Source organism: Ancylobacter radicis, assembly GCF_018449475.1.
In the GTDB taxonomy this organism is placed as follows: Bacteria; Pseudomonadota; Alphaproteobacteria; order Rhizobiales; family Xanthobacteraceae; genus Ancylobacter; species Ancylobacter radicis.
Genome location: NZ_JAHCQH010000015.1, coordinates 58,661 through 71,312 on the forward strand (window position 1 = coordinate 58,661; position 12,652 = coordinate 71,312).

Consider the following 12,652-nt stretch of genomic DNA (forward strand, 5'->3'; position numbering starts at 1 on the left):
GTCGCGGTCAGACTACCAGCATAAAGGGGTTTGCTGCAGCGCCCAACTAGCGCCGCCAGAAACTCGGCAGGATCAGCACGAGAACGGTGAACAATTCGAGCCGGCCCAGCAGCATGGCGAAGGAGAGCAGCCAGATCACGCTGTCCGGCAGGCCGGCGAAGTTCATGGCGGGGCCCACGATCGGGCCAAGGCCGGGGCCGACATTGGCCAGCGACGTAATGGTCGCCGACAGCGCCGTGATGAGATCGAAACCCAGCGCGTTGATGGCGATGGCGATGATGAGAAAGCTCGCCAGATAGAGGAAGGCGAAGGAGAGCACCGAGGCGACCACATCGTCGCCGATCGGCTGGCCGCCATAGCGCACGGGGAACACCCCGTTCGGGTAGATGATGCGCCGCAGATGCTGCGACAACGCCGAGCCGAGAATGGCGATGCGGAAGGTCTTCATGCCACCGGCGGTCGATCCGGTGCAAGCGCCGAGGAACATCACGACGAAGAACAGCGCGTCGCTCGGCGGGCCCCAGTTCGTGTAGTCCACCGTCACGAAGCCGGTGGTCGACATCAGCGTCACCACATTGAACAGCGCCTGACGCAGCGCCGTCTCGCCGAGAGCGATGCCGGCGCGCACCTGCTGAAAGGTCGAGATCAGCGTGAAGGTCGCGACCAGCGCGAGAAACAGGCGCACCTCGGTATTGGCGAACAGCCGGCTGAAATCGCCCGCCAGCACCCGCACATAGAGCACGAAGGGCAGCGAGCCGGAGATCATGAAGAAGATCGCCGCATAGTCGATGGCCGGGCTCTTGAAGAAGCCGATCGAGGCGTCGTGGGTGGAGAAGCCGCCGGTCGAGATGGTCGCCATGGCATGCGCCACCGCGTCGAACACGCTCATGCCGAGAAAGGCATAGGTGAGCGCGCAGGCGAAGGTGAGCAGCAGATAGCTGCCGAGAATGCCCTTGGCCATCTGCGCCGCGCGCGGCAGCACCTTTTCGGATTTATCCGAGGATTCGGCGCGGAAAAGCTGCATCCCGCCGATGCGCAGCATGGGCAGCAGCGCCATCGCCATGACGATGATGCCGATGCCGCCATACCAGTGCAGGAAGGCGCGCCAGATCAGCAGGCCCGGCGGGCGCGTGTCCAACCCCGAGATCACCGTGGCGCCGGTCGTGGTCAGCCCGCTCATCGCCTCGAAATAGGCATCGGTGAAGCTGAGGTCGCTTTCCGCCCACATGAAGGGAATGGCGGCGAAGGCCGAGAGCAGCACCCAGCTCGCGGCGGTCAGCACGAAGGCCTGGCGGATGCCGAGCCGTTCGACCTCGCTGGAGCGGCCCGCCAGCCAGAGCGACAGGCCGACGAAGACGGTGATGGCGGCAGCGGCGGCATAGGCGACGAAGTCAGGCTTGCCGGCGATGAGATCCACCAAGGCGGGGATCATCATCGTCGTACCGAGAACGGCGAGCAGCACGCCCAGAATGGCGGCGATCGGGCGCAGGTCGATCACGGTTGGGGCAGACTGTTGCTCAAGGCGGATGGCTCGGCAGGAGAGAAGGCGTCAGGCTGCGTGCAGCATAGCTGCTTCGCCCCGCCGCCGGAAGCGCGGCGCGCCGTTCAGTTCAGCGTGCGCGCGAGACCCGGCAGGTCGAGCGAGAAGGCCGGCACGACCGCGTCGAACATCTCGCCGGCCTGCGTCACCAGATGGTAGCTGCCTTCCATGATGCCGGTCGTGGTCGGCAGCGGCACGCCGCTGGTGTACTCGAAATGAGCGCCCGGCGGCAGCACCGGCTGCTCGCCCACCACGCCGGCCCCGCGCACTTCCTGCACCCGGCCGAGCGCGTCGGTGATAATCCAGTGGCGCGCCCGCAACTGCACCGTGTCGATGCCGAGATTCACGATCTCGACCGTATAGGCCCAGAAATACTGGCCGCGCTCGGGGTCGGAACGTTCGGGGGCGAAGCGCGGCGTCACGGTCACCTGCACACCCCTTGTCGTCGCCCGATACATGCGCGTCCCTCCATTCATCCGGCCTCTTATGAAAGGCGTTTGCTTCACAAGACAAGGCATTGGCGAGGGCAAGGCGGCGGCGTTCACGCGATCGTTTCGCGCGCCGCCGCCCGCCATGCGGCGCGGGCGCTCACACCGCCGCCAGCGCCCGGACGATATCGTCGGTCAGGTCGTCCACATGTTCGAGGCCGACCGACAGCCGCACCATGCCCTCGGAAATCCCCATCTCCGCCCGCGCCTCGGGCGTGAAACGCTGATGCGTCGTGGTCGCGGGATGGGTGACCAGGCTCTTGGCATCGCCGAGATTGTTGGAGATGCGCACCACCTTGAGCTGGTTGAGGAAGCGGAAGGCGCCGGCCTTGCCACCCGCGACCTCGAAGGTCACCAGCGTGCCGCCCCCGCGCATCTGGCGCTTGGCCAGTTCATGCTGGGGATGGTCGGCGCGGTAAGGATAGATCACCTTGCCGACCTTGCCCTCGCCGGCCAGCCGATCGGCCAGCGCGGTCGCCGTCGCCTGCGAGCGTTCGACGCGCAGCGGCAGCGTCTCCAGCCCCTTGAGCATCACCCAGGCATTGAAGGGCGAGACGGAAGGGCCGGTCTGGCGCAGAAAGGTCTGCAAATGGTCGGTGAGGAACTTCTCCGAACACAGCACGACGCCGGCAAGGCAGCGGCCCTGCCCGTCAATGTGCTTGGTGGCGGAATAGACGACCACATCGGCGCCGAGCGCCAGCGGGCTCTGCAGCATGGGCGTGGCGAACACATTGTCGACGATGAGGCAGGCGCCCGCCGCCTTGGAGATGTCCGCCACAGCGGCGATGTCGACCAGTTCCAGCGTCGGGTTGGTCGGGCTCTCCAGGAAGAACACCTTGGTTTCCGGCCGCACCGCCGCCTGCCAGGCGGACAGGTCGGTGCCATCCACCAGCGTGGTGGCGACGCCGAAGCGCGGCAGCAATTCCTCGATCACATAGCGGCAGGAGCCGAACAGCGCGCGCGCCGCCACCACATGGTCACCGCTTTTCAGCTGGCAGAGCAGCGAGGCGGTCACCGCCGCCATACCGGACGCCGTGGCACGCGCCACTTCGGCCCCTTCCAGCAGCGCAATGCGGGTCTCGAACATCGCCGCGGTCGGGTTGGAATAGCGGGTATAGATGAAGCCGGGATCCTCGCCCTTGAAGCGGGCTTCCGCCTGCTCGGCCGTGTCATAGACATAGCCCTGGGTGAGGTAGAGCGCCTCGGCCGTCTCGCCGAAAGGCGAGCGCAGGATACCGCCATGGACGAGGCGGGTATCGGGGCGAAGCTGGGCAATCTCGGCGGGGGAAAGCTTGTCGTTCTGGCTCATCGGGCGGCTCCGCTATCCTGCACAGACAGACCGGGAACGCCCACGCGCATGCGCTGCGCGGCCCCGACCTTTTTAGCAACCTTATTTAGCGTGGCGGCAAGCCGGCCGGCTCAAATGACCACGTTCCCGGCGGGATTACTCCCGCACCCGGCTTGGCGTCAAGGGGCGCGTCCGTTAAACCGAACGGAACTTGCGCGAGGCGGGACCGCGCGCGGCGAGAAGCGGAGCGAACGGCGTGGCTATTTCGGGTCTTAGCGGCGAGGGTATCCTGCCGGGCCATGCCATCGAGGCGCTGGCCGAGCGCGGGCAAATCCGCATCGGCCGCCCCTTCGATGCCGACCAGATCCAGCCCGCGAGCCTCGATTTGCGCCTCGGCCCGACCGCCTGGCGCATCCGCGCGAGCTTCCTGCCCGGCCCGAACGAGACAGTGGCCGACCGGCTGGCCCGGCTCGCTTTGCACAAGCTCGACCTCACCGCGGGCGAGGTGCTGGAGACCGGCTGCGTCTATCTCGTCGAGCTGGAGGAGGCGCTCGCTCTGCCCTCCGACATCGCCGCCTCGGCCAACCCGAAAAGCTCCACCGGCCGGCTCGACGTGTTCACCCGCGTCATCGCCGACCGCTCGCGCGCCTTCGACATCGTGCCGGCGGGCTATGAGGGCCGGCTGTATCTCGAAATCAGCCCGCGCACCTTCCCGATCCTGGTGCGGCAGGGCTCGCGCCTGTCGCAGATCCGCTTCCGGCGTGGCGACGCGCGGCTCGACGAGGCGGCGCTGGCCGCCCTCAATGCGAGCGACCGGCTGGTCGACAGCGCGACGCCCGACACGGTGGGCGGCGGCATCGCGGTCAGCGTCGACCTGTCCGGGGAAGGCTTTGGCGGGCTGCTCGGCTTCCGCGCCAAGCGCCACACGGCGGTGATCGACGTCGACAAGCGCGCCGCCTGCGAGGTCGAGGATTTCTGGGAGCCGCTGGTGACGCGCGGCCGGCGCGAACTGGTGCTCGACCCCGACGCCTTCTACATCCTCGCCTCCAAGGAAGCCGTGCATGTGCCGCCGAGCCATGCCGCCGAGATGGTGCCGTTCGACCCGCTGGTCGGCGAATTCCGCGTGCACTATGCCGGCTTCTTCGACCCCGGCTTCGGCCATGACGCCGCCGGGGGAACGGGCGCGCGCGCCGTGCTGGAGGTACGCTCGCGCGAGGTGCCATTCATTCTGGAGGACGGCCAGATCGTCGGGCGTCTGGTCTATGAGCGCATGATCGAGCGCCCCCGCACCCTCTATGGCGAGGGCCTCGGCTCGAACTATCAGGCGCAGGGGCTGAAGCTGTCCAAGCACTTCCTGCCCTGGACGCGGGACTGAGCGCGCACGTCCAGAGGCCTCTCACCCCACCGGCGGGTCGCGCCCTTCCACGAAGGCGCGGATCAGATGATGGGCGATCGCCATCGCCGGCGGGGCGGTCAGCCCGTCGGGGTGCGTGCGGGTGAGCAGCAGCGCCGCTTCGTCGCGGTGGAACCAGCGCGCGGCTTCCAGCTCGTTCGGGTCGATGGTGATCTCGCGGGTGATCGCCTGCGCATGCATGCCGATCATCACCGACATGGGGAACGGCCAGGGCTGCGAGGCGAGATAGCGCACCGCGCGGGTGAGAATGCCCGCCTCTTCCAGCGTCTCGCGCTGCACCGCCTGTTCGAAGGTCTCGCCCGGCTCGACGAAGCCGGCCAGGCACGACCACATGCCCGGCGCGAAGCGGGCGGAGCGGCCGAGCAGGCACTCGTCGCCATCCACCACCAGCATGATGACCACCGGATCGGTGCGTGGGAAATGCTGCGCGCCGCAATGGGCGCATTCCCGCCGCCAGCCGCCCTCGACCGCCGTGAGCGGCTGCGCGCAATTGGAGCAATAGGTCCGCCGGTCATGCCAGGCCAGCATCGACTTGGCGCAGGCCAGTTCGCCGAGCTGCTCGGGCGAGACCAGCCCCTCCACCGCGATGCGGCGCAGATCGGTGATCAGCAGGTCCTCGCGCTCGGTGAGCTGACCGAGCGCGGCCGGGTGCATCGGCAGCACGAAATGCGGCACGTCGTCGGCAAGGCCGAGCAGGCACGCCTCGCTGAGCCGGCCGCCGAGCGAGACGGCGCGGCCCAGCTCGAACAGCGCGTCGAACCCCTCCGCTCCCGCGCCCGTCGGGCGACGCTGCAGCACGATGCTCTCACCCGAGACCAGACAGGCGCGGGCACGCTCGTCGCGCAGCATGTCCGGCGCCTGGGAGCGGCGCTCGCTGGCGCGGTTCAGCCGGTTGCCGACATAGCCGAGATGGGGCCAGAGCCCGAGACTGTGCGTCGCCATCAGGCACACCCCAGTTCGCGGCGCAGCTTGCCCGCCAGCAGCATCGCCTGCGGCGCCGCGTAGTCCCGCCGCTCGCCGACACCCCAGACCGGGCCAGGCCAGGCGGCATCGCTGGTGAGCCGGGCGATGACATGGATGTGCAGCTGGCGCACCATATTGCCGAGCGCGGCGACATTGAGCTTGTCGCACGGCGCCACCGCCTTCAGCGCCCGGCTGGCCGCGTCGATCTCGGCGGTCAGCTGCGCGCGGGCCTCGCCTTCCAGCTCGATCAGCTCGGCGAGGCCGGGACGGCACGGCACCAGGATCAGCCAGGGAAAGCGCGCATCATTCATCAGCCGGATAGTGCAAAGGGCGAGATCGCCGACCGGGAACGTGTCGGCCTCCAGCCGGGAATCGAGCTGGAAATCGGCTGCGTCGCTCATGTCCTCACCTCGCCGCTCCCCGCACTGACGGGTGATGCCGGCGCACGCCCACCGGCCGGGGAGCTATAGCCGCGGCTGTGCACGAACGCCACGCCGAAAGATTGAATTTGTTGGTATTATAGTAATTTAACGCACCTCCCGGCGGCTCGCTAGAATGGCGGCGAATCGGCTTTGCCGCCCCACCACCCCTCAAAGGCCCCCCATGAGCGAATTGCGCAGCCTCTACCCCGCCATCGAGCCCTTCGAGACCGGCATGCTCGATGTCGGCGACGGCCATTCCATCTATTACGAGCGCGTCGGCACCAAGGGCGGCAAGCCCGCCGTGTTCCTGCATGGCGGGCCGGGCGCGGGCATCGCCCCGGATTACCGCCGGCTGTTCGACCCCGCCCGCTACGAGGTGGTGCTGTTCGACCAGCGCGGCTGCGGACGCTCCATTCCCTATGCCGATCTCACCAGCAACACGACCTGGCACCTCGTCGCCGATATCGAGCGTCTGCGGGAGAAATTCGGCTTCGCCACATGGCAGGTGTTCGGCGGCTCCTGGGGCTCGACGCTGGCGCTGGCTTACGCCGAAACCCACCCCGAGCGTGTGTCCGAGCTGATCCTGCGCGGCATCTACACCGTCACCCGCCCGGAACTCGACTGGTATTACCGCTTCGGCGTCTCCGAGATGTTCCCCGACAAATGGGAGCGGTTCCTCGCCCCCCTGAAAACCGACGCCGAGCGCACCGACCCGGTCCGCGCCTATCGCGCCTTGCTCACCGGGGAGAATGAGGCGGTGAAGATCGAGGCCGCCAAGGCGTGGTCGATCTGGGAGGGAGAGACCATCACCCTGCTGCCCGCGCCGGAATTCACCGCCCCCTGGCTGGACGGCCATTTCGCGCTCGCCTTCGCGCGCATCGAGAACCACTATTTCTTCCATGATGCCTGGCTGGAAGACCGCCAGTTGCTGAACAACGCGCACAGGCTCACCGGCATTCCCGGCGTCATCGTGCATGGCCGCTACGACATGCCCTGCCCCGCGCGCTACGCCTGGGAACTGCACAAGGCGTGGCCGCAGGCCGAGTTCCACCTCATCGAAGGCGCCGGCCACGCCTATCGCGAACCGGGCATCCTCGACCGGCTGATAAGGGCGACGGACCAGTTCGCCGGCTGAGCCGCAGGGCGCGCGGTCGTCAGCCGGCCGCGCGCAGCTCCATCTGCACGATCTCGATCGGCTCGCCGCCGAGACCGTGCGAGAAATGGCCGATGCCGACCGGCTCGAAGCCGTGGCGGCGATAGAAGCCCTCGGCGTTGCGGGTCGATTCCAGCCGGATCGGCCCGTCATGCCCGGCCCGCGCCGCGGCGATGCCGACCTCCAGAAGACGCCGGCCAAGCCCCGCGCCGGCCACTTCGGGCAGGATGAACAGCCGCGTCACCTCGCCGGGATCGGCGTCGACAAAACCGACCACCACCCCATCGCGCTCCGCCACCACCATGCGCCCGCCGGTGATCAGCGCCTCGTAGAAGGCCGGCGTGCGCGCCCCCATCCAGCCCTCGATCTGCGCCGACGAATAAGCCCCGGTGGCCAGCCCGCGCACCGATTGATGCGTGACGGCAAACACCGCCGGCCCATCGCCCGCCCGCGCGGGACGCAAGAGGATATCGCCCAACAGGATATCGCCAGTACCTGCCATCCCGACACCTCTCAAGCCGCAGTGATAATGTGATCACATTATGAGGGGCCGACGGGTGCGGCAAGCCACTCAAGGTAGCGCCATGGACAGAGCGCGCGTCGCGCGGGTTGAACCTCCCCTCCCCCTTGCATCGCGCCCGCATCTGCCCGATATAGGCGCCGGGAGGTTGGCGGTGGACGAGCCACTCGCCAACCGGGTCAGGTCCGGAAGGAAGCAGCCCCAACGAGCCCGGTCTCGGGTCTCTGTCCAGCCTCCCACCCTTTCCCGCATGACGGATGAACGGCCATGGCCAGCGGCGAGCGTACCTCGGAGCGCAGCGGCCATCTCGGCGCGGCGCGCGGCGGCATCGCCGTGGTGCTGTTCACCGGCCTCGCCGCCGTGACGCGGCTGCCGCATGAGACCTTCCTTGACGGCGTCATCGTGACCGCCATCGCCGCCCTGTCGCTCAGTGGCGCGTTCGCGCTGTGGCGGCTGACGCGCCGGCAGGCCGTCGGCGGCTGAACGAACCCCTGTCGCCAGCCTGCGCCGATTTTTCCCCACCCGGCTCCCGGCGCGGGTTGCCCTATCCGCTCCCCGCGATGATATGAAGGGGCCAGCAGCGAGGGACCATGAGCGCGGACAGCCCCGATCTTCCGGCGACCGAAGATATCGACGCCTCGGATGTGGACGCATCTCCGGGCTTCGATCTCGGCAAGGCGCCGCAGAGCCTGCGCGGCGCGGTGACGCCCTATCGCGTGCTCGCCCGCAAATACCGGCCGCAGACCTTCACCGACCTGATCGGCCAGGAGGCGATGGTCCGCACGCTGAAGAACGCCTTCAGCTCCGGCCGCATCGCGCAGGCCTATATCCTCACCGGCGTGCGCGGCGTCGGCAAGACCACCACCGCCCGCATCCTCGCCCGCGCGCTCAATTACGAGCCGATGGACGGCCCGGCGGGCGGCGGCGCGCCGACGCTCGACATGCCCGTGCTCGGCCGGCACTGCCGCGACATCATCGAGAGCCGGCATGTCGACGTGCAGGAGATGGATGCCGCGTCCAACACCGGCATCGGCGATATCCGCGAGATCATCGAGGCCGCCCGCTACAAGCCGGTGCTGGCGCGCTACAAGGTCTTCATCATCGACGAAGTGCACATGCTCTCGACCGCCGCCTTCAACGGTCTGTTGAAGACGCTGGAGGAGCCGCCCGAGCATGTGAAGTTCATCTTCGCCACCACCGAAATCCGCAAGGTGCCGGTCACCGTGCTCTCGCGCACGCAGCGTTTCGACCTGCGCCGCGTCGATGCCGGCACGCTGGCCCGGCATCTGCGCGGCATCTGCGACGCGGAAGGTGTCGGCATTGATGTCGAGGCGCTGAGCCTCGTCGCCCGCGCCGCCGAAGGCTCGGTGCGCGACGCGCTCTCGCTGCTCGATCAGGCGATCGCCCATGCGGGCGGCACCGTGCATGGCGAACAGGTGCGCGCGCTGCTCGGCCTCGCCGACCGCGGCCGCGTCATCGATTTGTTCGAGGCGCTGATGAAGGGCGATATCGGCCAGGCGCTGGCCGAGCTGCGCGAGCAATATGACAGCGGGGCCGATCCGGCGGTGGTGCTCACCGATCTCGCCGAATTCACCCATCTCGTCACCAAGCTGAAGATCCTGCCGCAGACGGCGGACGACCCGGCGCTGATCGAGGCCGAGCGCACGCGCGGGCGGGACTTCGCCAACGCCCTGTCGATGCGCGTGCTCTCGCGGGCGTGGCAGATGCTCAATCGCGGCCTCGCCGAAGTGCAGCAGGCGGCCAAGCCCATGCAGGCGGCGGAAATGGTGCTGGTGCGCCTCGCCTATGCCAGCGACCTGCCGACCCCGGACGAGGCGCTGCGCCGGCTGCGCGACGGGGCGGAGGACGCGCCCGCCCGCCCGCCGGCCGGCGGCGGTGCGCCATCGGGGGGCGGAAGCGCGGGTGGGGGAAACTCGGGCGGCGGCGGCGGTGGATCGGCGGCGATGGCGATGGCGCCGCGCTTTGCCGCCCCGCGCGCACTACCCTCATCGGCCCCATCATCCACCCCATCGGCCTCCAGCCATCTCTCGCTCGCCGCCCGCGGCACGCCCCAGCCCGCCGCCCCGGCGCAGGAACAGCCGGGCGTCGCGGTCGGCACCCTCGCCGAACTGGTGGCGCTGGCCGCCCAGAAGCGCGACCTTAAGGCCAAGTTCGCGCTGGAGAATCAGATACGGCCGGTCTCCTTCGAGGACGGCAAGCTGGAATTCTCCCTCGCGCCGGGCGCCTCGATGGCGCTGGTGCAGGAGCTTCAGACCAAGATTTCCGCCTGGACCGGCAAACGCTGGCTCGTGGCCGTCTCGCGCGAAGAGGGCGATTCGACGTTGGCCGAGCAGGCGAAATCCGCCCGCGAGAGCCTGCTCACCGATGTGCGCGCCAATCCGCTGGTGGCGGCCGTGCTCGCCCGCTTTCCCGGCGCCTCGGTGGTGGATGTGCGCACTCAGGTCGCCGATGAAGGCCCGCCCGCCGGTTCGCTCGACGAGTATGAAATGATGGCCGCGCGCGATGATGCCGGGCCCGATGACGACCTCGATTTTTAAAGGGAGCCTCGCATGAAAGACCTTCTCGGCATGATGTCCAAGGTGAAGGAGATGCAGGCCCGCATGGAACAGATGCAGGCCGAGCTGGAGAGCATCGAGGTGGACGGCGCCTCCGGCGGCGGCATGGTCGCAGTGCGCCTCACCGCCAAGGGCGCGCTCAAAGCCATCCGCATCGACCCGAGCCTGCTCAACCCCGACGAGGCCGAGATCCTCGAAGACCTGATCGTCGCCGCCCATGCGGAAGCCCGCGCCAAGGGCGAGCGGCTGATCCAGGAGAAGACGCAGGCCCTCACCGCCGGCCTGCCGATCCCGCCGGGCATGAAGCTGTTCTGAGCGGGGCCGCGACCCGCGGCCATCATCAAACGGAGAGAATGGCTGCCGCCGCCCTCTCCGAGCGCATTTTCGAGCGAAGTGGATTCCGGTTCGCGTGAAGAAAATGCGTCAGAACAATAATTTAGAGCTTTTCCGGTGACCTGGAGTTCACCGGAAAAGCTCTAGGTGCGCCCCGGCGCGCCTAGGATGAGGTCCTGGTAGTGGTGCGGCAGTCGCATCACCATCAGATCCTTGCGGCGCACCACATTGGTGGGGTAGCGGCTGTCGAGATTGGTGGTGTCGATCTCGGCTGACGCGACACCCTCCCCCGCCGCGACGATGGCTTCCCGGCGGGGAAACTCGAACGTATCCGGCCCGAACACGCCGCTCTTGCCCTCATAGCCGCGCAGCGGGTCGAGGACGTTCGCGAAGGCGAGAAACACATTGTTCTCGCCGGCACGGGCGCGGAAATGGTGCCAGTGGTGCGGATCCGCTCCCGTCGGGATCGGGTAGTTCTGCGCGACTTTGGTGCCGGCATGCGGGGCGGTGAAGCGCCCGCCTATCGCCGCGGGACAGGCGATCAGGTCGCAGCCGCGCAGCGCCAGCACACGCCCGGATTCGGGAAATACCGCATCATGGCCGACCAGCAGGCCGATACGGCCGAGGCGGGTGTCGAACACGCTCCACGCATCCCCGGCGCTGGCCCAGTTGCCGTCCCTGGCGTCGAGGTGGAGCTTGCGATGGGTGCCGATCAGCCCTTCCGGCCCGACCAGCACGGCGCTGTTGTAGAGCGCGGCGCCGTCCTGCTCGGCGAGGCCGGCGACGATGTACAGGCCATGCCGGGCGGCGAGCGCCACGAGCCGGTCGGTAGCCGGCCCCGGCACGCTCTGCGCCCCCAGTGACTCGAAACCGGTGATGGCGCGCTCGGGGAACACGACGAGGTCGGCGCCGTCGGTCCTGGCCTCGATCGTGAGTTGCTCGATCCGCGCGAGATTGGCCTCGATGTCGCCGGAGGGCGCGAACTGCGCGACGGCGACGCGCGAGCGCCGGCCGGGCGGCAGCGGGCGATGGCCGTACAGGCCGAAGAAATCGAGCGGGTTCCAGGCGAAAGTGGTGGTCGGCAATTCCATGTAAAGCTCGGGCCGGCGCTGCTCGAACACCGGCTCGTCGAACACCCGGCGCGCGCGGGCGCGCTCAAGGTCGATCTGCGCATAGGCGATGCCGTCCCCTGAATCGATGACGGCGGCGATGGAGCCATCCGGCTCGATCACGCAGCTGCCGCCGGAGAACTGCACGGTACGCTCCAGCCCCCAGCGGTTGCTCTCGATCAGATAGCAGCCATTCTCGACGGCGCGGCTGATCCAGTAGGGCGCGGGGGTGCGCTCGGCCAGCCAGTTGGAGATGTGGCAGATGACATCCGCCCCGCCCAGCGCGGCAAGGCGGGCGGTCTCGATGAAATGGATGTCCATGCAGACCAGCAGCGCGATGCGCCCGACCGGGGTGTCGAACACCTGATGGCCGAGATCGCCCGGCGCCGACCATTTTGGTTCGGAAATATAGGGATGGGTCTTGCGGTGGGTGCCGATCACCCCGTCAGGGCCGATCAGCACCGCCGCATTATAATAGAGCCCGGTGGCCGCATCGACCTCGGGCATGCCAATGACGATGTAGCAGTCATGGGCCTTCGCCACCTGGCCGAAGCGTTCCGTGGTCGGGCCGGGAATGGTCTCGACATAGGGCGCCACCTCGGCACGGTCGAACCAGCAATAGCCGGTCGTGCCCATTTCCGGCGTCACGATCAGCCGCGCGCCGGCCTGCGCGGCCTCCACCGCCATGTCCAGCAGGCGGCCGATATTGCGCTCCTTCTCGAACATCGTCGGTTCGAACTGAACGGTTGCGACCTTCAGCGGCGTGGTCATCGCTGGTCTCCGGGCAAAGAGTGAGCGTCCGGCGCCCGGCTGGTGCGGAACGCCGTGAGGGAACGAACAGGGGAC

The 12,652-nt window shown here is 68.3% G+C and carries 12 protein-coding genes, 1 other RNA gene and 1 riboswitch; of the genes, 6 read left to right on the plus strand and 7 right to left on the minus strand.

Going from position 1 to position 12,652, the window contains the following annotated elements:
* Window positions 1-46 precede the first annotated feature (46 nt).
* The 3 genes from KIP89_RS06395 to KIP89_RS06405 all read right to left on the minus strand — a co-directional run bounded on the left by KIP89_RS06395 (window position 47) and on the right by KIP89_RS06405 (window position 3,337).
* Window positions 47-1,498 (minus strand): TrkH family potassium uptake protein, encoded by a 1,452-nt coding sequence (locus KIP89_RS06395; RefSeq protein ID WP_213754589.1) that lies wholly within the window; start codon window positions 1,496-1,498, stop codon window positions 47-49.
* A 107-nt stretch (window positions 1,499-1,605) separates the two neighbouring features.
* A complete protein-coding gene (apaG, locus tag KIP89_RS06400) occupies window positions 1,606-1,998 on the minus strand; it encodes a Co2+/Mg2+ efflux facilitator ApaG/CorD (protein ID WP_213754590.1) in 393 nt (130 codons plus the stop codon).
* A 130-nt stretch (window positions 1,999-2,128) separates the two neighbouring features.
* A complete protein-coding gene (locus tag KIP89_RS06405) occupies window positions 2,129-3,337 on the minus strand; it encodes an O-succinylhomoserine sulfhydrylase (RefSeq protein WP_213754591.1) in 1,209 nt (402 codons plus the stop codon).
* Window positions 3,338-3,388: 51 nt separating this feature from the next.
* A riboswitch (SAM riboswitch) is annotated at window positions 3,389-3,469 on the minus strand.
* A 103-nt stretch (window positions 3,470-3,572) separates the two neighbouring features.
* On the opposite strand from KIP89_RS06405, the gene KIP89_RS06410 reads away from it, so the two are divergent.
* Window positions 3,573-4,691, plus strand: coding sequence for a 2'-deoxycytidine 5'-triphosphate deaminase (locus KIP89_RS06410; RefSeq protein ID WP_213754592.1), 1,119 nt, complete (start codon window positions 3,573-3,575; stop codon window positions 4,689-4,691).
* 21 nt (window positions 4,692-4,712) lie between these two features.
* Here the strand turns inward: KIP89_RS06410 and nudC are convergent, their stop codons facing one another.
* Together nudC and KIP89_RS06420 are read right to left on the minus strand one after the other, a co-directional pair.
* Window positions 4,713-5,672, minus strand: coding sequence for an NAD(+) diphosphatase (gene nudC / locus KIP89_RS06415; protein WP_213754593.1), 960 nt, complete (start codon window positions 5,670-5,672; stop codon window positions 4,713-4,715).
* Entirely contained in the window at window positions 5,672-6,094 is a 423-nt protein-coding gene (locus KIP89_RS06420) for an HIT domain-containing protein (RefSeq protein WP_213754594.1), read from the minus strand. Before KIP89_RS06420 ends, nudC begins: the two co-directional genes overlap by 1 nt.
* A 202-nt stretch (window positions 6,095-6,296) precedes the next feature.
* Between KIP89_RS06420 and pip the strand changes: the two genes are divergently transcribed.
* Window positions 6,297-7,250 carry a prolyl aminopeptidase gene (gene pip / locus KIP89_RS06425; protein WP_213754595.1) on the plus strand — a complete coding sequence of 318 codons (954 nt, stop codon included), beginning with the start codon at window positions 6,297-6,299 and terminating at the stop codon, window positions 7,248-7,250.
* Between the two features lie 19 nt (window positions 7,251-7,269).
* On the opposite strand, the gene KIP89_RS06430 is transcribed toward pip, so the two are convergent.
* Complete coding sequence (locus KIP89_RS06430) at window positions 7,270-7,770, minus strand: GNAT family N-acetyltransferase (protein ID WP_213754596.1); 501 nt, start codon at window positions 7,768-7,770, stop codon at window positions 7,270-7,272.
* Window positions 7,771-7,930: 160 nt separating this feature from the next.
* On the opposite strand from KIP89_RS06430, the gene ffs reads away from it, so the two are divergent.
* The 4 genes from ffs (at window position 7,931) to KIP89_RS06450 (ending at window position 10,679) form a co-directional block, all read left to right on the plus strand.
* Window positions 7,931-8,029, plus strand: an RNA gene (ffs, locus tag KIP89_RS06435) — signal recognition particle sRNA small type.
* A 26-nt stretch (window positions 8,030-8,055) separates the two neighbouring features.
* A complete protein-coding gene (locus KIP89_RS06440; protein WP_213754597.1) occupies window positions 8,056-8,271 on the plus strand; it encodes a hypothetical protein in 216 nt (71 codons plus the stop codon).
* 107 nt (window positions 8,272-8,378) lie between these two features.
* Entirely contained in the window at window positions 8,379-10,346 is a 1,968-nt protein-coding gene (locus KIP89_RS06445) for a DNA polymerase III subunit gamma/tau (protein WP_213754598.1), read from the plus strand.
* A gap of 12 nt (window positions 10,347-10,358) precedes the next feature.
* On the plus strand, window positions 10,359-10,679 hold the full coding sequence (locus KIP89_RS06450; protein ID WP_213754599.1) for a YbaB/EbfC family nucleoid-associated protein: 321 nt from the start codon (window positions 10,359-10,361) through the stop codon (window positions 10,677-10,679).
* Window positions 10,680-10,840: 161 nt separating this feature from the next.
* Here KIP89_RS06450 and KIP89_RS06455 read toward each other — a convergent pair whose 3' ends face one another.
* Window positions 10,841-12,577: a nitrilase-related carbon-nitrogen hydrolase gene (locus KIP89_RS06455; RefSeq protein WP_213754600.1), complete on the minus strand. Its 1,737-nt coding sequence runs from the start codon at window positions 12,575-12,577 to the stop codon at window positions 10,841-10,843.
* Window positions 12,578-12,652 lie beyond the last annotated feature (75 nt).